Source organism: Oceanicella sp. SM1341 (genome assembly GCF_003448965.1).
Classification (GTDB): domain Bacteria; phylum Pseudomonadota; class Alphaproteobacteria; order Rhodobacterales; family Rhodobacteraceae; genus Paroceanicella.
On sequence record NZ_QRGC01000003.1, the window covers coordinates 152,764 to 169,803 of the forward strand.

Below are 17,040 nucleotides of genomic sequence, written 5' to 3' on the forward strand. Positions count from 1 at the left end.
GGAGGCCCGGCATGAAGGCGCTGACCCTGCCGCTCGGCGCGCTGCTCGCCGGCGTCTTCGTGGTCGCGGCGCTGGTCTCGCTGGTCTGGACCCCGTGGGACGTGACCGCGCTCGCGGTGCGCGACAAGCTGCAGGGCCCGAGCCTCGCGCACTGGTTCGGCACCGACCAGCTGGGGCGCGATATCCTGTCGATGGTGATGGCGGGCGCGCGCATCTCCATCTCGGTCGCGGTGGTGGCGGTGGGGGTGGGCATGGTCTTCGGCGTGCCGCTGGGGCTGCTGGCGGCGGCGCGGCGCGGCACATGGGTGGACGAACTGGTGATGCGGTTCAACGACCTCGTCTTCGCCTTCCCCGCCCTGCTGGTGGCGATCCTGATCACCGCCGTGTTCGGGCCAGGGGCGCTGAATGCCATCCTCGCCATCGGCATCTTCAACATCCCCGTCTTCGCCCGGCTCACCCGCGGTGCGGCGCTGAGCCTGTGGCAGCGCGAGTTCCTGATGGCCGCGCGGGTGGCGGGCAAGGGGCCGCTGCGCATCTCGGCCGAGCACATCCTGCCCAACATCGCCGCGCTGCTGATCGTGCAGGGCACCATCCAGTTCTCGCTCGGCATCCTCGCCGAGGCCGGCCTCGCCTATGTCGGGCTGGGCGCCCAGCCGCCCACCCCCTCCTGGGGGCGGATGCTGGCCGATGCGCAGACGCTGATCGCGCTCGCCCCCCACGTGGCGCTGTTTCCCGGCCTTGCCATCGTGCTCACCGTGCTGGGGCTGAACCTGATGGGTGACGGGCTGCGCGACGCGCTCGACCCGAGGCTGAAGGAGCGGCGGCGATGAGCGGGCTTCTTCAGGTGAGCGGGCTCTCGGTGACCATCGGCGCCCTGCCGGTGCTGCGCGATGTCAGCTTCGACGTCGCCCCGGGCGAGATCCTCGGGCTGATCGGGGAGAGCGGCTCCGGCAAGTCGATGACCGCCCTCGCGCTGATGGACCTGCTGCCGCCGCGGGCAAGGCGCTCCGGCAGCCTGCGGCTGGAGGGCACGGAGCTCACCGCCCTCACCGAAGCCCGGATGTGCGGGCTGCGCGGCCGCGACATCGCCATGGTGTTCCAGGAGCCGATGACCGCGCTCAACCCGGTGCTCTGCATCGGCGACCAGGTGGCCGAGACCGTGCGCCTGCACACCGGCGCCAGCCGCGCCGAGGCGCGGGCCCGCGCGGCGGAGGTGCTGGAGCGTGTCGGCCTGCCTCCGGCGGAATTCCCCCTCTCGCGCTACCCGCACGAGCTCTCGGGCGGCCAGCGCCAGCGCGTGGTCATCGCCATGGCCATCGCCCTGCGCCCCAAGCTGCTGATCTGCGACGAGCCGACCACGGCGCTCGATGTCACCACCCAGGCCCGCATCGTGGCGCTGCTGCGCCGGCTGGTGGCCGAGGACGGCATGGGGATGATCTTCATCACCCATGACCTCGGTCTCGTGGCGGGACTGGCGGACCATGTCTGCATCATGCGCGGCGGCGAGATCGTGGAGCGCGGGCCCACCGCGCCGCTGTTCCGCGAGATGCGCCACCCCTATACCCGCGCGCTGGCCGAGGCCTCGGAGCACGTGCCGGCGCGCAAGCCGGCCGGGGCCGGCGCGCCGCTGCTCGAGATCCGCGATCTGGTGCGCCGCTATGCCGGCGCGCCCGGCCCGGCGGTGGACCGGGTGAGCTTCACCCTGCGGCGCGGCGAGAACCTCGGGCTGGTGGGCGAGAGCGGCTGCGGCAAGTCCACCCTCACCCGCGCGCTGCTGGGGCTGGAGGCGACACAGGGCGGCTCCATCCGCTTCGACGGCGCCGAGATCCCGGCCGGCGCCCCGGTGCCGCGCGCGGTGCGCCAGCGCATGCAGGTGGTCTTCCAGGATCCCTACGGCAGCTTCAACCCCCGCCACCGGGTGGAGCGGCTGGTGGCCGAGCCCTTCCACCTGCTCGACCGCCCGCCGAAGGGCCGCGCCCGGCGCGCGCGCGTGGCCGAGGCGCTGGAGAGCGTGGGGCTGAGCGCGGCGGATGCCTCGAAATACATCCACGAGTTTTCCGGCGGCCAGCGCCAGCGCATCGCCATCGCCCGCGCGCTGGTGATCCGGCCCGACCTGATCATCCTCGACGAGGCGGTCTCGGCGCTCGATGTCTCGATCCGCGCGCAGGTGCTCGACCTGCTGGCCGAGCTCTCCGGGCGTTTCGGGATGAGCTATCTCTTCATCTCGCACGACCTCGGGGTGGTCCGGGCCATCACCGACCGGGTGATGGTGATGCGCGCCGGCCGCATCGTCGAGGAAGGCGCCACCGAGGCGCTGTTCCGCGCCCCGGAACACCCCTACACGCGCGAGCTGCTCGCCGCGACGCCCAGCCTCGCCACCGCGCTCGCCTGACCCGCCCTGGCCCGGGGGGTCAGCCGAGGGGCGGCACCCAATCCTCGGTGGGCCGGTTCCAGAAGCGGTTGGGGTTGTCCTCGTCCTGTCCGCGGACATGCAGGGTCCGGGTCGCGGGGGTCACGAAGATCACCGGCTCCTCATAGGGATGGGCGTGGTAGAGCCCGTGCAGCACCGCCTTGAGCAGCCCCGGCCTGTCCGGCAGGAAGAAGGAGAGCTCGGTACACTCCACCGTCACCCCCTCCGCCGTGGCCGGGTTGCGCCCGCCGGGCAGCGAGCGGAAGCCCTGCACACCCGGCGCGGCGGCGAAATGCACCCGGTCATAATCGCCCCATTTCAGGTCGGTGTGGCGCAGCACCTCCGCCAGCAGCGCCTCTGCGCGCGAAACCGGCACCTGCACATGCACCCGGTGGCCGGCCTCGCTGGTGAATCGTCCGCTTGCTGTCAGATCCATCGGCCTGTCCCTTTCCGTTGTCCCGGGCGAACCTATCGCCCGGGGCGGCGGAAGGAAACATCCCGGGGTCACTCGGCCGGCATGGCCGGGGCGGTGGCGGGCGCGAGGGAACGGGCCTCGGCGGTGCGGCCGTGGGTGGCGTAGAGCATCAGCCCGGTGAAGGCGAGCCCGCCCACCAGGTTGCCCAGCACGGTGGGGATCTCGTTCCAGATCAGGTAGTCCATCACCGAGAAGTCACCGCCCATGATCAGGCCGGAGGGGAACAGGAACATGTTCACCACCGAATGCTCGAAGGCCATGGCGAAGAACAGCATGATCGGCATCCACATCGCGATCACCTTGCCGGAGACCGAGTTCGACATCATCGCGCCCACCACGCCGGTGGAGACCATCCAGTTGCACAGCACACCGCGGATGAAGATGGTGAGCATGCCGGCGGCGCCGAATTCCTTGTAGCCCACGGTGCGGGCCTCGCCGATGCCGGCGATCTTCTGGCCACGGCGTCGGGTTCCACCGAGAAGCCGTAGGTGAACACCACCGCCATCATCACCGCCACGGTGAGCGCGCCGGCGAAATTGCCCGCGAACACGATGCCCCAGTGGCGCAGGATGCGCGGCAGGGTGACGCCGGGGCGGCCGTCGATCAGCGCGAGCGGGGTGAGCATGAACACACCGGTGAGCAGGTCGTAGCCCATCAGGTAGAGCATGCAGAAGCCGACCGGGAACAGGATGGCGCCGACGATGGGCACCCCGGTCTGCACCGTGACGGTGACGGCGAAGACCGCGGCGAGGGCGAGGATCGCCCCGGCCATGTAGGCGCGGATCAGCGCGTCGCGCGGGGCCATCTGCAGCTTGGCTTCCCCGGCATCGACCATCTTTCCGACGAAATTCGCGGGCGTGACGTAGGACATGTGCGGCGTCTCCGTGTCTGGGGTGTGGGGTCATGAAAAAGGCGCCCGCCTCCGGGCCCGGGTTCAGGGGCCGTTCGGAAGGGGGACGCCGTTGTCCGTATCCTGAAAGGGGTGGCGCGGGTGCGCCGGCTGCGGTCTCGCGGGCCCGGCCGGTTGTTATCCCGGCGCTGGCGCAGACCCCGGTGGGTATACGTCGGCGCCGGGGGACCTCCCCGGTCGGACTTTCGGAAACCGATGGCGATCCGGAGCCCAAGCCCCCGACCTGCAGCCGCCGACAACGCTGTCGGCTTCGCACCCGCCGCGGCTCGGTGAACCGTTGCGGTAACGTCTTGTTAGCCGAGTCGTGCGCAGCGCGTCAAGCCTCCATGCCCCATTTTCACGCAGGATCGCCGCCGAAACAGTTTCGTGCATATTTTTTGAGCATCTGGCTCGCCCGCCCTGCCGCAAGGCGGGCGCAGCTGGCCATGAAAAAGGGCGCGCTCCGGCGGGAGCGCGCCCTTGTCTCGAGGCCGGAGCCGGCTCAGGCCGGGTCGGCGATCACGTCCTGGCGCTGCTCGCCGAGGCCCTCGATGCCGAGCTCGACCACGTCGCCCGCCTTGAGGAACTGCGGCGGCTTCATGCCCAGGCCCACGCCCGGAGGGGTGCCGGTGGAGATGATGTCACCCGGGTGCAGGGTGAAGAACTGGCTCAGGTAATGCACCAGGAAGGGCACCTTGTAGACCATGGTGGCCGAGGAGCCGTCCTGCATGGTCTTGCCGTTGACCTTGCACCACATCTTGAGGTTGTCGTAGTCGCCCGCCTCGTCCGGGGTGACCAGCCAGGGGCCGGTCTGGCCGAAGTTGTCGCAGGACTTGCCCTTGGTCCACTGGCCCTCGCGCTCGGCCTGGAAGGCGCGCTCGGAGACGTCGTTGATGGTGCAGAAACCGGCCACGTGGGACATGGCGTCGGCCTCGGAGATGTACTTGCCACCCTTGCCGATCACCACGCCTAGCTCGACCTCCCAGTCGGTCTTCTCGGAGCCGCGCGGCACGATGATCGGGTCGTTCGGCCCGCAGATCGCCGAGGTGGCCTTCATGAACAGCACCGGCTCGGAGGGCACGGTGGCGCCGGTCTCGGCGGCATGGTCGGAGTAGTTCAGCCCGATGCACATGAACTTGCCGGTGCCCGACACGCAGGGCCCGAGGCGCGGGTTGCCCTGCACGATGGGCAGGCTCTCCACGTCGATGTCCTTCAGCGCGGCGAGATTGGTCAGCACGGCGCCGGAGAGGTCGGCCACCTTGCCGGAGAGGTCACGGATGCGGCCTTCGGCGTCGAGAAGGCCGGGCTTCTCCTCGCCCTGCTCGCCATAGCGGAGGAATTTCATGGGGGGTCTCCCTTCAGATGTTCTGATCAGCCGGCGGCGGTGCGCTTACGTGCACCAGCCGCCGTCGATGACATGGACCTGGCCGGTGGTAAAGCCCGCCTCGTCGGAGGCGAGATAGGCGGCCAGCGCCGCGATCTCCTCCGGCTGCCCGAGCCGGCCCATCGGCTGGCGGGCGATGAAGGCGGCGCGCGCGGCGTCGTAATCGCCCTGGGCGCGCATGCGGTCGTCGAGCGACGGGCTCTCGACCGTGCCGGGGGCGATGGCGTTGCAGCGGATGCCGAGCTTCACGAAATCGGCGGCGACGGACTTGGTCATCCCCGCCACCGCGGCCTTGGTGGCCGAGTAGACGAAGCGGTTGGGCGGGCCGGTGACCGCGCCGGCCACCGAGGAGATGTTCACGATCGACCCCTTGCCCTTCGCCAGCATGCCCGGTAGCACCGCCTTCATCATGCGGTACTGCGAGCGCACGTTGAGCTCGAAGGAGAAGTCCCATGCCCGGTCGTCGCAGTCGAGGATGGTGCCCCCGTCAACGAAACCCGCACAGTTGAACAGCACGTCCACGGTGCCGATATCGGCCATCAGCGCGGCGATGGCGTCGGCGTCCATGACGTCGAGGCGGCGGGTGTCGATCCCGGGCGCCTCGGCGGCGAGGCTTGCGAGGGCCTCTTCGTTGATGTCGGTCGCAATGACCTTCGCGCCTTCCGCGTGGAAGCGCAGGGCGGTCGCCCTCCCTATCCCCGCCCCGGCGGCCGTGGTGAGGCAGATCTTGTCCTGAAGTCGTTTCATGGGCAGCATCCTAGCCGGGGTTTTTGCCTTTGCAATCCTCCATCTATCGAATTCCTCCGCCGGCATATTATGTATTCAGTGCCCTCTGCGAGCCCGGAGAAACCAGTTGAAAGTCATCGCCATTCTCAACCGCGACGGCGGGACGTTCCGCACGCTCGACATGCCTGCCTTCGCCGCCGCCATGCGCGAGGTCTTCGCCGAGTCCGGCCAGCAGCTCGACACCCGGATCGTCTCCGGGCCGGAGCTGATCGACGCGCTGGAGGAGGCCTCGGGCGACACGGGACACGACGTGATGCTGGCCGGCGGCGGCGACGGCACGGTCTCGGCCGCCGCGGCCATCGCCTTTCGCAACGGCAAGCCGCTGGGCGTGCTGCCGGCCGGCACGATGAACATGTTCGCACGGGTGCTGAAGGTCCCGCTCGAGCTCGACGAGGCGGTGGCCGCCCTCGCCCGCGGCCGGGTGGGCCCGGCCGACATCGGCACGGTGGACGACCGCACCTTCGTGCACCAGGTCTCGGTGGGCCTTCACCCGCGCTTCGTGCGGGTGCGCAACGAGCGGCCCTTCCAGTCGAAGTTCGGCAAGATCCGCGCCTCGGTGGGCGCGCTGGTCTATGCCATCACCGACCCGCCGCGCTTTCCCGTGCGCATCACCATCGACGGCGAGACAAGGGAGATGAACCTGCTCTCGGTCTCGATCTCCAACAACCGCTACGGCGAGAGCCCCCTGCCCTTCGCCGAGCGGGCGGACGGCGGGGTTCTGGGCGTCTACACGACGCGACCGCTGCGCCCGGGGCCGCTGATGCGCCTCACGCTCGACATGCTGTTCGGCACCTGGCGCTCGAACCGCGACCTGGAGGAGACGCTGACCGACCGGGTGACGCTGGAATTCCCCTCCCTGCCCGAGGGGGCGAACTTCGTGATCGACGGCGAGCTGGTGCCGATGTCGCCACGCGCCGAGTTCCGCATCCACCCCGGCGGGCTGCAGGTGCTCTACCCCGAGATGCCGGCCACCTGACGGGCCGGGCCCCCGCCCGGCCGGCGGGCAGGAACATCGGGAAAGGACCTCCCGGGCGGGCGCCCGAACCGGGGGGGTTGACCCGCCGCGGCCGCGGGCCGATGCTCCGCCCGCTGCCCGGCCCCCCTGTGCCGCCCGCCCCGCTGAGAGGAGATGTCTTGAGCAATTCCTACGAGACCGGCCGGCTCAACCTGCCGTTCACCGGCATCTGCACCTTCGGCAAGTATCCTTACGTGGAGGACTGGGCGGCCATCGACGCGGATGTGGCCATCCTCGGCGCGCCCTATGACGCCGGCACCCAGTGGCGCGCCGGCGCCCGGCAGGGGCCGCGCGGCATCCGCGAGGCCTCCACCCTGTTCTCCTTCGGGCACGGCGGCGCCTATGACCACGAGGACGACATCACCTATCTCGAGCAGGGAAAGGTGCGCATCGTCGACATCGGCGACGCCGACATCATCCACACCGACACGCTCGGCAGCCATGCCAACATCGCCGCCGGGGTGCGCGCCATCCTGGCCGCCGGCGCCCTGCCGGTGGTGCTGGGGGGCGACCACTCGGTGAACATCCCCTGCATCGAGGCCTTCGAGGGCGCCGAGCCCTTCCACATCGTGCAGCTCGACGCGCATCTCGACTTCGTCGACATCCGCCACGGCGTGACCCGGGGCCACGGCAACCCGATGCGCCGCGCGGCCGAGAAGCCCTGGGTGAGCGGCCTCACCCAGCTCGGCATCCGCAATGTCTCCTCCACCGCGCGGGAGGGCTACGAGGACGCCCGCGCCCGCGGCTCCGACATCCTCTCCGTGCGCCAGGTGCGCGCGCTCGGAGTGGCGGCGGTGCTGGAGCGCATTCCCGCGGGGCGGGTGTACCTGACCATCGACATCGACGGCTTCGACCCCTCCATCGCCCCGGGCACCGGCACGCCCAGCCACGGGGGCTTTACCTATTACGAGGGGCTCGAGCTGCTGGACGGCATCGCGCAGCGCTGCGATGTCGTCGGGATCGACCTCGTGGAGGTCGCGCCTGACCATGACCACGCCGGGCTGACGACTACGCTCGCCGCACAGCTCCTGATGAACACCATCGGGCGCGTGCTCCACCACCGCTGAAGGGAACTCCATGCCGCTCTCCATGAACCGCGAGGTCTTCATCACCTGTGCCGTCACCGGCTCCGGCGCCACGCAGGACCGCAGCCCCCACGTGCCGCGCAGCCCCGAGCAGATCGCCGAGAGCGCCATCGCCGCCGCCCGCGCCGGCGCCGCCATCGTGCACTGCCACGTGCGCGACCCCCAGACCGGCGCCCCCTCGCGCGATCCGGCGCTGTTTCGCAAGGTGACCGAGCTGATCCGCGCCTCCTCCACCGACGTGGTGCTGAACCTCACCGCCGGCATGGGCGGCGACATCGTCTTCGGCCCCACCGAGCGGCCGCTGCCGGTGAACGAGGCCGCCACCGACATGGCCGGCGCCTCCGAGCGCGTGCGCCACGTGGCCGAGTGCCTGCCGGAGATCTGCACGCTGGACTGCGGCACGATGAACTTCGCCGAGGCCGATTACGTGATGACCAACACGCCCGGCATGCTGCGCGCCATGGGCGCCATGATGACCGAGCTCGGCGTGAAGCCCGAGATCGAGGCCTTCGACACCGGCCACCTGTGGTTTGCCAAGCAGCTCGTCGAGGAGGGCGTGCTCACGAGCCCCGCCCTCGTGCAGCTGTGCATGGGCGTGCCCTGGGGCGCGCCGGACGACCTCAACACCTTCATGGCCATGGTCAACAACGTGCCGGCGGACTGGAACTGGTCGGCCTTCGCGCTGGGGCGCAACCAGATGCCCTATGTCGCCGCCTCGGTGCTGGCGGGCGGCAACGTGCGCGTGGGGCTGGAGGACAACCTGATGCTCGGCCGCGGCCAGCTCGCCACCAATGCCCAGCTCGTGGACCGGGCGAAGACCATCATCGAGAGCCTGGGCGCCAAGGTGATCGGGCCCGAGGCGGTGCGCGAGCGGCTGGGGCTGACCAAGCGGATGCCCGCGTGATTCCCGCCTGGCTGCGGCGGCGGAAAAACGGCCCGCCGGAGGCCGGCGCGCTCGGCCGGCTGGCGGACGCCCCGCCGCCGGGACCGCTGCCCGACGGCACGCGGGCGGTGATCATCCTCGCCTCGCAGCGCTGCGGCTCGACCCTGATCAGCGAGGACGTGGAGGCGACGGGCCGCATGGGCCTGCCCAAGGAGCACATGCTGCCGCTGATGCGCGCCGAGCCGGAGGCCGAGCTGCCGGAGCTCTTCCCCCGCGGCCTGCAGGAGGGTTGTTTCGGCATGAAGCTGATGACCGGGCAGCTCGCCGCCCTCGGCGCCTATCTCGACACGCCGGCCCGGGCCCGCGCCCTGCTGGACCAGGACGACCGCGCCCAGCTCGCGGTGGATTGCGTGAACGGGCTGCGGGTGCGCTTCGCCTCGGTCACCTGGCTGTCGATCTCGCGGCGCGACCGCTTCGCCCAGGCCTATTCGCGGCTGCGCGCCCGCGCCACCGGCATCTACCACCGGCGCGAGAGCGGGCCGCAGCGCCGCCGCCCGCCGCAGACCGTGGAGATCACCCCGCAGACCCTGCACGACGAGCTCACCCGCATCGCCGCCGACGACGCGCTCTTCGCCGAGCTCTGCGCGCGCACCGGCATCCGCCCGCTGCACACGGTCTACGAGGATTACCTCGCCGCGCCCGACCGGCATTTCGCCGCCATCGCCGCGCATGCCGGGCTGGAGCTCGCCCGCCCCGCCGCGCGGGAGCGGCGCACCGAGAAGATCGTCGCCTCGCCGGAGCTGGAGGCCGCCCGCGCGGCCTACGAGCAGCGCTACGGGGCGGGCAGCGCGGCACCCATGGCGGAGGAGAGCGGCCCGTGCCGGTGATCGCCCTCAGCCTGATGCTGTGCTTTGCCCTGCCGGTGCTGGCACGCACGAAGCGGGGGCTCGCCTTCCTCACCCTCGCCGCGCTGGTGCCGGCAGGGATCATGGCCTGGGAGGCCGCGACCACGCCCGACCCGCTCGCCGCCGCCACGAGCACCGGGCTCGCGCTCGTCTCCGCCATCATGGCGCTGGCGGGGGCGGGGGCGCGGCTGCTGAGCATGGCCGCCGCCCGGGCCGGCCGGCCGCGGCCGGGCTCACTCTGGATCGAGGCCGGGGTGTTCCTGGTCTGCGCCGGCGGGCTGGCAGCGCTCGCCGCAACCAAATTCTGAACAGGTTCCCGAGGAGGAAAGCATGACAATCCTGAGCGAGGTCGCGGTCATCGGTGCCGGTGTCATCGGCGCGGGCTGGGTGGCCCGGCTGGTGGAGAACGGCGTGAACGTGAGCCTGTTCGACCCGGACCCGGAGACGCCGCGCAAGCTGGGCGAGATCCTCGCCAACGCCGACCATGCCTACGGGCGGCTCACCCTCGCGCCGCGGCCGAAGAAGGGCCGCGTGCATTACGCGGCCTCGGTGGCCGAGGCCGTGGCCGGCAAGCCCTTCGTGGTGGAGGCGGTGCCCGAGCGCATGGACCTCAAGCGCCGCATCTATGCCGAGATCGAGGCGGCGAACGGCACGGCGACCATCGCCTCCTCCACCTCCGGCATCCTGCCCACCGACCTGCAGGCCGAGCTCGCCCACCCCGAGCGGCTGATCGTGGCGCACCCGTTCAACCCGGTCTACCTGCTGCCGCTGGTGGAGATCGTGGGCGGCGCGCGCACCGCGCCGCGGGTGATCGAGCAGGCCTGCGCCTTCTACGAGCGGCTGGGCATGAAACCGCTGCACATCAGGAAGGAGATCCCCGCCTTCATCGCCGACCGGCTGCTGGAGGCGGTGTGGCGCGAGGGGCTGTGGCTGATCAACGACGGCATCTGCACCACCGAGGAGCTCGACGACGCCATCCGCTACGGCTTCGGGCTGCGCTGGGCGCAGATGGGCCTGTTCGAGACCTACCGCATCGCCGGGGGCGAGGCGGGGATGAAGCATTTCATCGAGCAGTTCGGCCCCTGCCTCGCCTGGCCCTGGACCAAGCTCACCGACGTGCCCGAGCTAACGCCCGAGCTGGTGAACCGCATCGCGGACCAGTCCGACGCCCAGTCCGGCGCCCACACGGTGCGCGAACTGGAACGCATCCGCGACGACAACCTGGTGGCCATCCTGCAGGCGCTGAAGGCGCAGGACTGGGGCGCGGGGCGCATCCTTGCCGCGCATGAGAAGCGGCTCTTCGACCTCGGCGCCACGGGGGCGGAGACCGCGCCGGACACCAGCCGGCCGATCCGCACCTTCACCGGCCGGGTGGAGGCGGACTGGACCGACTACAACGGCCACATGAACGAGGCGCGCTACCTGCAGGTGTTCGCCGACGCGACCGATGCCTTCCTGCGGCTGATCGGGGTGGACGAGGCCTATGTCGAGGCGGGCGGCAGCTACTTCACCGTGGAGAGCCACCTGCGCCACCTCGACGAGGTGCGTGCCGGCGAGCCGGTGCGGGTGGAGACCCGGGTGCTGGAGGCAAAGGGCAAGAAGCTGCGGCTGTTCCACGAGTTCCGCCACGGCGACGGGCACCTGCTGGCCACCGGCGAGCACATGCTGCTGCACGTGAACCTCGGCACGCGCTCGGCTTCCGAGCCGGGCCGGCTGGTGGCGCAGAAGCTGGGCGAGATCGCCGGGCGCCACGCCGGACTGCCGGTGCCCGAGGGCGTGGGCCGCGCGGTGGGCCAGCCGCGCTGAACGCCCGGGAAGCGCTCCGCCCCGCCCCTGCCGCGGGGGCCCGGGCGGAGCCTTCCCCTCGGGGGGCATCGAGCCCCCGCTCGGGGAACGGCCCGCCTGCGCGGGCCGCACGCCCGGCCCGGCCGGGGCCGCAGGGCACCCGCGGGCGCGCCCTCCCCGACGCGCCGTCACACCCGTAACCCCGCCCGTTTCCCGGCAGGCGGCTGTCGCGCCACGAGCAGCCGAACATCAATCGCAGGATCGGAGATGCGGGATGCCTCAAGCGTAGGGCAGAATCGTCAGCGTCGGACAGGCGAAAGACGGGCGCCGGAAGGCCCGTGCCCGGGCTCCTGTTCAGGGCGGCTGCTGCCGGCTTGCGGGCATGGCAGGGCGCGGGGGGCCTGTTTGCGGCCGCGCCGGAAGGGGAGATGCCAGCCTCCCCGAGGGCCCGGCTCCGGCGCCGTCGGAATGGCTTGCCAGCGGTGCCCGCGCCTCGCCGTGCTTGCAGGTGCTGCACCGGGCTTGCGCGGACCGGATCCCGGGCGATCCGCCGGGGGCCGGCAGGGGAGACACAGGTCGCGCACGCCTCGCGTGCGGGGAGCGGTTTGCGCTACCCTCGTCGCGGGGGCTGCGCTAGGGATGGGGGAACGAGACCGACCGCAGGAAGACCCCGCCCGATGACCGACCTCACCCTCCGCCGCCCCGACGACTGGCACCTGCACCTGCGCGACGGCGAGATGCTGCGCGGCGTGCTGCCCGAGAGCCGCGACTTCGCCCGCGCCATCATCATGCCCAACCTGGTGCCGCCGGTGGTGACCGGCGACGATGCCGCCGCCTACCGCGAGCGCATCCTCGCAGCCCTGCCGGAGGGCCAGAGCTTCGAGCCGCTGATGACGCTCTACCTCACCGAGGCAACCTCGGCCGAGGACGTGGCGCGGGCCGCAGCCTCCGGCCTCGTGCGCGCGGTGAAGCTCTACCCCGCGGGCGCCACCACCAATTCGCACGCCGGCGTGCGCGACTTCGCCCGGGTGATGCCGGTGCTCGAGCGCATGGCCGCGATCGGCCTGCCGCTCTGCGTGCACGGCGAGGTGGTGGACCCGGCGGTGGACATCTTCGACCGCGAGGCGGTGTTCATCGAGCGCGTGCTCGCGCCCCTGCGCGCCGAGCTGCCGGAGCTGAAGGTGGTGATGGAGCATGTCACCACCTCCGACGGGGTGGACTACGTGAAGGGCTCGGGCGGGCAGATCGCCGCCACCATCACCACCCATCACCTGATCCTGAACCGCAACCACCTGCTGGTGGGCGGCATCCGACCGCACTACTACTGCCTGCCGGTGGTCAAGCGCGAGAGCCACCGGCTGGCGCTGCGCGCCGCCGCCACCTCGGGCGATGCGCGCTTCTTCCTCGGCACCGACAGCGCGCCGCACGTGGACCCGGCCAAGGAATGCGGCTGCGGCTGTGCCGGCGTGTTCTCGGCCACCAACACCCTGTCCTGCCTCGCGGAGGTCTTCGAGCAGGACGGCGCGCTGGACCGGCTGGAAGCCTTCGCCTCGCTCAACGGCCCGGCCTTCTACGGGCTGTCGCCGAACGAGGAGCGCATCACGCTGCGGCGCAGCGACAGCCCGGTGAGCTTCCCCGCGCGGATCGAGACCGGCGCCGGGCCGGTGACCGTGTTCGACCCCGGCTTCCCCCTGCACTGGCAGGTGGCGGACTGACGGCGCGGCGGCGGGGCCGCGGGGGGCACGGTTTCGTGAACAGGCCCCTTCAAAGCGTGCCCCCGATCCGCTATCCAACCGAATCAGCAACTCGGGGTAAGCCTTGGCGCATCTGATAGTTCTGGGAAATGAGAAGGGCGGGTCGGGGAAATCCACGACCTCGATGCACCTCTTCGTGGCGCTGGCGCGCTCCGGGCAGCGGGTGGGTGCCATCGACCTCGACCTGCGCCAGCGCAGCTTCTTCCGCTACCTGGAGAACCGCGCCGCCTACATGAAGCGCCGGGACATCAACCTGGTGATGCCCTACCAGATCCGGCTCGAGGCCTCCAAGCTCGACAGTGTCGCCGCCGCCAAGGCGGAGGAGGAGGAGCGCTTCGCCGAGGCGCTCAACGAGATGGACCGCACCTGCGATTTCGTCATCATCGACTGCCCGGGCGCCCATACCCGCTACTCGCAGATGGCCCATGCCGCGGCCGACACGCTCATCACCCCGATGAACGACAGCCTGGTGGACTTCGACCTGCTCGCCCGGGTGGACCCGGCGGACGGGAAGGTGCTGGGCCCGTCGATCTACTCGGAAATGGTGTGGAAGAGCCGCCAGCTGCGCGCCCGCGCCGGCCTCACCCCGGTGGACTGGGTGGTGCTGCGCAACCGCGTCTCGATGCTGGAGGCGAAGAACAAGCGCCGGGTGGGCAGCGCGATGGAGGACCTCTCGAAGCGCATCGGCTTTCGCATCGTGCCGGGCTTCTCCGAGCGCGTGGTGTTCCGCGAGCTGTTCCTCTCCGGCCTCACCCTGCTCGACCTGAAGGACACCGGCGGCGGCCAGGGCCTGTCGATGTCCAAGATCGCCGCCCGCCAGGAGGTGCGCGAGCTGATGCGCGCGCTCAACCTGCCCGGGGTGAGCCTGATCGCCTGACCCCGGCCCTGCCGGCTGTACAACGAAAAACGCCGCCCCCGAGGGGCGGCGTCTTCGTTTCAGCGTCAGGGACTGCCTCAGTCGGCGACGGGGCGGCACACCTGCTTCATCGCGCGCAGATGGGCACAGGCCTCCTCGGCCGAGAGCGGTGTCACGCCGGTGAGCCGGGCGCGGTAGAGGGTGAGCCCCTTCACCGTGGCCTGCTCGACCGAGCCCTTGGCGCCCTGCAGCGCCGGGGCGTTCTGGCCGGTGGCCTTCGCGATCACGTTCACCGCGTAGGAACGGTCCTTGAAGGCGCCGAGCTGCACGGTCCAGGCCTCGGCGGCGGAGGCGCGGGCGACCGGGGGATCGGCCCGCAGCACGGCGGCATCCGAGGTCGACATGGTGGCGATCACCTGCCGGCTGGCGCCCGGGCGCACCCGCGGGGCGGAGACGGTCCTGGGCGCATAGGCCGAGACGGCGATCATCGCCGGGTCGGGCGTGGCGGCGGCGGCCGTGGGGGCCACCGCGTCCTCGATCGCCTTCAGCGAGGCGGTGAGGATGCCGTCGGGCACGTCGCCGCGCGGCCGGGGCGCATCGGCCACCCGCACGCCGGGGTTCATGCCCTGCGCGGGCTTGACCACCGCGACCATGGCCGGTGCCTTGCGGAAACCGAGGTCGAGCAGCTCGGCCACCTTGGCATTGCGCGACCGCGAGCTGCGGCCGCCGAAGACCACCGCGATGATGCGCTCGTTGCCGCGCTCGGCGGAGGCGACGAGGTTGTAGCCCGCCGCGTTGGTGTAGCCGGTCTTGATGCCGTCGGCGCCGCGGTAGCTCGAGAGCAGCCGGCGGTTGGTGTTGTAGACGGTCTTCCCGTCCGTCACCGTCGATTTGCGGCTGAACAGGTTATAGTATTGCGGAAAATCGTAGAGAAGATGCCGCCCGAGGATCGCCATGTCGGCCGCGGAGGAGTAGTGATTCGTCTGCGTGAGGCCGTTGGCGTTGCGGAAATTGGTGTTCCGCATGCCGAAGGACGCCGCCTTCGCAGTCATCATCTTGGCGAATTCGGCCTCGGAGCCGCCCACCGCCTCGCCCAGCGCCGTCGCCGCGTCATTGGCCGATTTCACCGCCGCGGCCCGAATCAGGTCGCGGATGGTGATGCGCTCGCCGGTGCGCAGCCCGAGGTGGGAGGGCGGCTCGGAGGCGGCGTTGCGCGACACCTTCACCTTCTGATCGAGCGACAGCTGGCCTTTGCCGATGGCCTCGAACACAAGATATAGCGTCATCATCTTGGTGAGCGACGCGGGGTGGAGCCTCGTGTCGGCATTGTCGGAATAGAGCACCCGGCCGTCGCGCGCGTCGACGACGATGGCCGCGAACGGCGCCGCCAGGGTGGTTCCGGCCAGTGCAAGGAAGAGCGTCACGGCCACAAGACCGCGAGATAGGATACGTGACATCGGTGAACTCCGATGATTACTCGTTTCTGCCTCTCGGAGCGGATTTGACCGCTCTCGTTCATTTTTCATGTTTAAATCGAACGGTACCACATTGAACGTGCAATGCAATCCGGTTGCCCCCGTTCAAGGCCCCCGGAGGGCCCTCACCGGAGGTCACCCTGTCGTGATGATGTGTCCCGCGCGCGAACCGGCAAGGCGGGCGCAGGTGGTCCGCCATCCATGTTGCAGCGCAACATGAGCCGTTGACGCAGCGCAGCGAAAACCTTATCTTCACCCTACGCCACAACCAACGGCACGCGCATGCCGTCAGACTGAAACCGGAGAAGCGACAATGGCCACCGCCAAGCCTGACGTTATCAAGGATACCACTGACGCGATGAAGGAAGCCACCAGCAAGGTGGAAAGCTTCGCTGCCGACAGCCAGAAGGCCCTCACTGCGCAGATGGAGAAACTGGCGAAGGGGTACGAGACCGCGACCGCCTTCAACCAGGACACCGTCGACGCGATGATGAAGTCCTCCGAGATCGCCTCCAAGGCCATCGAGGGGCTGAATGCCGAGTTCATGAGCTATTCGAAGAAAACCTTCGAATCGGGCGTTGCCGCCGCGAAGGACTTCGCCTCTTCCAAGAGCGTTTCCGAACTGTTCGAGAAGCAGGCCGACTTTGCCAAGTCCTCGGTCGACGACTTCATGAAGCAGTCCGTGAAGATGAACGAGATGTACATGGCCGCCGCCAAATCGGCGATGGAGCCGGTCGGCGCGCGTTTCAGCGCCGCCACCGAGGTGTTCAAGGGCTTCACGGCCTGAGGGCGTCCGATCCTGCGAGTTGCACGCGAAAAGGGGGCACGCGCCCCCTTTTCACTTTCTGGCACAGCCATATATTCTCGGTTCGAGATTCGGAATGGTGAGGATCATGACCGGAAATTTGACCGACATCATGGTGCCCGACATCATGGCCCCCCATACAGTGTCGTCCGCGAAGGCGATGGCGGATGATCCGCCGCCCGGCCGCGGGACCGACACCGTCCTGGCGCCGCGCGCGAAGTCGAAGTCGCAGCGCCCGCCGCTCTACAAGGTGATGCTGCTCAACGACGACTACACGCCGATGGAATTCGTCGTGCATGTGCTCGAGCGCTTCTTCGGCATCACCAACCAGCATGCCGTCGACCTCATGCTCACGGTGCATCGGAAGGGAGTCGCCGTCGTCGGCGTGTTCTCCTTCGAGATCGCCGAGACCAAGGTCACCCAGGTGATGGACTACGCGCGGCGCAACCAGCACCCGCTCCAGTGCACCATGGAGAAGGAATAACTGCCCGCGAGGGCAGCAGGCCCGCCACATTCCTGTGCATACCGCACAC

At 70.2% G+C, this 17,040-nt stretch carries 18 protein-coding genes; 12 read left to right on the forward strand and 6 right to left on the reverse strand.

Features of this window, described 5'->3' with window-relative positions; all coding sequences use genetic code 11:
* Positions 1 to 11: 11 nt before the first annotated feature.
* Together D3P35_RS04575 and D3P35_RS04580 are read left to right on the forward strand one after the other, a co-directional pair.
* Entirely contained in the window at positions 12 to 830 is an 819-nt protein-coding gene (locus D3P35_RS04575; RefSeq protein WP_118133279.1) for an ABC transporter permease, read from the forward strand.
* Positions 827 to 2,392, forward strand: coding sequence for an ABC transporter ATP-binding protein (locus D3P35_RS04580; protein ID WP_118133280.1), 1,566 nt, complete (start codon positions 827 to 829; stop codon positions 2,390 to 2,392). The genes D3P35_RS04575 and D3P35_RS04580 overlap by 4 nt, the downstream gene beginning before the upstream one ends.
* Positions 2,393 to 2,411: 19 nt before the next feature.
* Here the strand turns inward: D3P35_RS04580 and D3P35_RS04585 are convergent, their stop codons facing one another.
* The 5 genes from D3P35_RS04585 to D3P35_RS04600 form a co-directional block, all read right to left on the reverse strand.
* Positions 2,412 to 2,846: a hypothetical protein gene (locus D3P35_RS04585; protein ID WP_118133281.1), complete on the reverse strand. Its 435-nt coding sequence runs from the start codon at positions 2,844 to 2,846 to the stop codon at positions 2,412 to 2,414.
* Positions 2,847 to 2,914: 68 nt separating this feature from the next.
* A complete protein-coding gene (locus tag D3P35_RS26885; RefSeq protein WP_370030102.1) occupies positions 2,915 to 3,277 on the reverse strand; it encodes a formate/nitrite transporter family protein in 363 nt (120 codons plus the stop codon).
* On the reverse strand, positions 3,208 to 3,756 hold the full coding sequence (locus tag D3P35_RS26890; protein WP_255418339.1) for a formate/nitrite transporter family protein: 549 nt from the start codon (positions 3,754 to 3,756) through the stop codon (positions 3,208 to 3,210). Before D3P35_RS26890 ends, D3P35_RS26885 begins: the two co-directional genes overlap by 70 nt.
* A gap of 520 nt (positions 3,757 to 4,276) precedes the next feature.
* Positions 4,277 to 5,119, reverse strand: coding sequence for a fumarylacetoacetate hydrolase family protein (locus D3P35_RS04595; RefSeq protein ID WP_118133282.1), 843 nt, complete (start codon positions 5,117 to 5,119; stop codon positions 4,277 to 4,279).
* 45 nt (positions 5,120 to 5,164) lie between these two features.
* Positions 5,165 to 5,905: an SDR family oxidoreductase gene (locus D3P35_RS04600; protein ID WP_118133283.1), complete on the reverse strand. Its 741-nt coding sequence runs from the start codon at positions 5,903 to 5,905 to the stop codon at positions 5,165 to 5,167.
* 106 nt (positions 5,906 to 6,011) lie between these two features.
* On the opposite strand from D3P35_RS04600, the gene D3P35_RS04605 reads away from it, so the two are divergent.
* From D3P35_RS04605 to D3P35_RS04640, 8 genes are all read left to right on the forward strand, one after another.
* Positions 6,012 to 6,920: a diacylglycerol kinase family protein gene (locus D3P35_RS04605; protein WP_157982035.1), complete on the forward strand. Its 909-nt coding sequence runs from the start codon at positions 6,012 to 6,014 to the stop codon at positions 6,918 to 6,920.
* 158 nt (positions 6,921 to 7,078) lie between these two features.
* Positions 7,079 to 8,026, forward strand: a complete 948-nt coding sequence (speB, locus tag D3P35_RS04610; protein WP_232830381.1) for an agmatinase — start codon at positions 7,079 to 7,081, stop codon at positions 8,024 to 8,026.
* A gap of 10 nt (positions 8,027 to 8,036) precedes the next feature.
* Complete coding sequence (locus D3P35_RS04615; RefSeq protein WP_118133285.1) at positions 8,037 to 8,948, forward strand: 3-keto-5-aminohexanoate cleavage protein; 912 nt, start codon at positions 8,037 to 8,039, stop codon at positions 8,946 to 8,948.
* A complete protein-coding gene (locus D3P35_RS04620) occupies positions 8,945 to 9,814 on the forward strand; it encodes a Stf0 family sulfotransferase (protein ID WP_118133286.1) in 870 nt (289 codons plus the stop codon). Before D3P35_RS04615 ends, D3P35_RS04620 begins: the two co-directional genes overlap by 4 nt.
* A complete protein-coding gene (locus D3P35_RS04625; RefSeq protein WP_118133287.1) occupies positions 9,805 to 10,140 on the forward strand; it encodes a hypothetical protein in 336 nt (111 codons plus the stop codon). The genes D3P35_RS04620 and D3P35_RS04625 overlap by 10 nt, the downstream gene beginning before the upstream one ends.
* A 28-nt stretch (positions 10,141 to 10,168) precedes the next feature.
* Entirely contained in the window at positions 10,169 to 11,638 is a 1,470-nt protein-coding gene (locus D3P35_RS04630; RefSeq protein ID WP_370030214.1) for a carnitine 3-dehydrogenase, read from the forward strand.
* Between the two features lie 656 nt (positions 11,639 to 12,294).
* The gene (gene pyrC / locus D3P35_RS04635) at positions 12,295 to 13,332 is read left to right on the forward strand and encodes a dihydroorotase (protein WP_118133289.1); all 1,038 of its coding nucleotides are present in this window, start codon (positions 12,295 to 12,297) and stop codon (positions 13,330 to 13,332) included.
* 103 nt (positions 13,333 to 13,435) lie between these two features.
* Positions 13,436 to 14,248, forward strand: coding sequence for a division plane positioning ATPase MipZ (locus D3P35_RS04640; RefSeq protein ID WP_118133290.1), 813 nt, complete (start codon positions 13,436 to 13,438; stop codon positions 14,246 to 14,248).
* A 77-nt stretch (positions 14,249 to 14,325) separates the two neighbouring features.
* On the opposite strand, the gene D3P35_RS04645 is transcribed toward D3P35_RS04640, so the two are convergent.
* Entirely contained in the window at positions 14,326 to 15,684 is a 1,359-nt protein-coding gene (locus D3P35_RS04645) for a serine hydrolase (protein WP_118133291.1), read from the reverse strand.
* Between the two features lie 376 nt (positions 15,685 to 16,060).
* On the opposite strand from D3P35_RS04645, the gene D3P35_RS04650 reads away from it, so the two are divergent.
* Positions 16,061 to 16,489, forward strand: a complete 429-nt coding sequence (locus D3P35_RS04650; protein ID WP_157982036.1) for a phasin family protein — start codon at positions 16,061 to 16,063, stop codon at positions 16,487 to 16,489.
* Positions 16,490 to 16,667: 178 nt separating this feature from the next.
* Positions 16,668 to 16,991, forward strand: coding sequence for an ATP-dependent Clp protease adapter ClpS (gene clpS, locus D3P35_RS04655; RefSeq protein WP_118133425.1), 324 nt, complete (start codon positions 16,668 to 16,670; stop codon positions 16,989 to 16,991).
* Positions 16,992 to 17,040 lie beyond the last annotated feature (49 nt).